Below are 2,283 nucleotides of genomic sequence, written 5' to 3'. Positions count from 1 at the left end.
TTGGGCTATTCCGCGTTCGCTCGCCACTACTTACGGAATCACTTTTGTTTTCTTCTCCTCCGCCTACTTAGATGTTTCAGTTCAGCGGGTTTGCCTCCTATTCGGATACTATGTCTTCAACATAGTGGGTTGCCCCATTCGGATATCTACGGATCTTATCGTGTGTGCCAATCCCCGTAGCTTTTCGCAGCTTATCACGTCCTTCTTCGCCTCTGAGAGCCTAGGCATTCCCCATACGCCCTTATTTTGCTTATGTGCTTACAATTCTTTCGAATCGTACTTTCTATATATTTCTATATTTTTTGTTCTTTCTAACTGTTTGTTAGTTAAGTTTTATCAATATGTCAATGAACTTTTGGACTTTCATCCTTGTGGAGAATATCGGAGTCGAACCGATGACCTCCTGCGTGCAAGGCAGGCGCTCTAGCCAGCTGAGCTAATCCCCCATAAGTGTAGATGTCTTGTCTCCTCTTCCTTCTGGGTTGGGGATAACACAACCTCTAGTTTTTCCTGTTTTGTAATTTTGTAGTCCCGGGCAGACTCGAACTGCCGACCCCTACATTATCAGTGTAGTACTCTAACCAGCTGAGCTACGAGACTCTGTATTACTTTTAACTTTTTTTTGAACAATCAGCAAAGAGTAAGCTTATCTGCTTTTTTCTCTAGAAAGGAGGTGTTCCAGCCGCACCTTCCGGTACGGCTACCTTGTTACGACTTAGCCCCAGTCACTAGTTTTACCCTAGGCAGCTCCTTGCGGTCACCGACTTCAGGTACCCCCAGCTTCCATGGCTTGACGGGCGGTGTGTACAAGGCCCGGGAACGTATTCACCGGATCATGGCTGATATCCGATTACTAGCGATTCCAGCTTCATAGAGTCGAGTTGCAGACTCCAATCCGAACTGAGACAAGCTTTGGAGATTCGCATCCTGTTGCCAGGTAGCTGCTTTCTGTACTTGCCATTGTAGCACGTGTGTAGCCCAGGACGTAAGGGCCGTGATGATTTGACGTCATCCCCACCTTCCTCACGGTTTGCACCGGCAGTCTTGCTAGAGTCCCCGCCTTAACGCGCTGGTAACTAACAATAGGGGTTGCGCTCGTTATAGGACTTAACCTGACACCTCACGGCACGAGCTGACGACAACCATGCAGCACCTTGTAAATTGTCCGAAGAAAAGTCTGTTTCCAAACCTGTCAATCTACATTTAAGCCCTGGTAAGGTTCCTCGCGTATCATCGAATTAAACCACATGCTCCACCGCTTGTGCGGGCCCCCGTCAATTCCTTTGAGTTTCATTCTTGCGAACGTACTCCCCAGGTGGGATACTTATCACTTTCGCTTAGCCACTCAAACCGAAGTCCGAACAGCTAGTATCCATCGTTTACGGCGTGGACTACCAGGGTATCTAATCCTGTTCGCTACCCACGCTTTCGTTCATCAGCGTCAATAAGTACGTAGTAACCTGCCTTCGCAATTGGTATTCCATGTAATATCTAAGCATTTCACCGCTACACTACATATTCTAGTTACTTCCATACTATTCAAGTCAGACAGTATCAACGGCAGTTTCATAGTTAAGCTATGAGATTTCACCACTGACTTATCCAACCGCCTACGAACCCTTTAAACCCAATAATTCCGGATAACGCTCGGATCCTCCGTATTACCGCGGCTGCTGGCACGGAGTTAGCCGATCCTTATTCTTACAGTACCGTCAAATTACTACACGTAGTAACATTTCTTCCTGTACAAAAGCAGTTTACAATCCATAGGACCGTCATCCTGCACGCGGCATGGCTGGTTCAGAGTTGCCTCCATTGACCAATATTCCTCACTGCTGCCTCCCGTAGGAGTCTGGTCCGTGTCTCAGTACCAGTGTGGGGGACCTCCCTCTCAGGACCCCTAGTCATCGTTGCCTTGGTATGCCGTTACCATACCAACTAGCTAATGACACGCATGCCCATCTATTACCGATAAATCTTTATTAATCAAATGATGCCATTCAAGTAAACCATGGAGCATTAATCAGAATTTCTTCTGGCTATTCCCCTGTAATAGGTAGGTTGCATACGCGTTACTCACCCGTGCGCCGGTCTCTAATTAGCAAGCTAATTATACCCCTCGACTTGCATGTGTTAGGCCTGCCGCTAGCGTTCATCCTGAGCCAGGATCAAACTCTTCATCGTATATTTTTTATATCTTCTAGCAGATTTATTCCAAATCTTTCGATTTGCCTTACTCTTTCTGTATGCTGTTGTCCAATATGTCTTAGAACGTATCTTCTT

General features: G+C 46.6%; 2 tRNA genes and 2 rRNA genes. All 4 read right to left on the bottom strand.

Going from position 1 to position 2,283, the window contains the following annotated elements:
* Nucleotides 1–255 (bottom strand): 23S ribosomal RNA (locus GJV77_RS14595); the annotation flags it as partial.
* A 117-nt stretch (nt 256–372) separates the two neighbouring features.
* Nucleotides 373–446 (bottom strand) — tRNA-Ala (locus tag GJV77_RS14590).
* An 80-nt stretch (nt 447–526) separates the two neighbouring features.
* Nucleotides 527–600, bottom strand: a tRNA-Ile gene (locus GJV77_RS14585).
* 66 nt (nt 601–666) lie between these two features.
* Nucleotides 667–2,184, bottom strand: a 16S ribosomal RNA gene (locus GJV77_RS14580).
* Between the last annotated feature and the right edge of the window lie 99 nt (nt 2,185–2,283).

Origin of the sequence: Myroides pelagicus, from assembly GCF_009711055.1 — a bacterium.
GTDB lineage: Bacteria > Bacteroidota > Bacteroidia > Flavobacteriales > Flavobacteriaceae > Flavobacterium > Flavobacterium pelagicum.
Note: the sequence above shows the minus strand (reverse complement) of the source record. Positions and strands in the feature narration are given on the sequence as shown.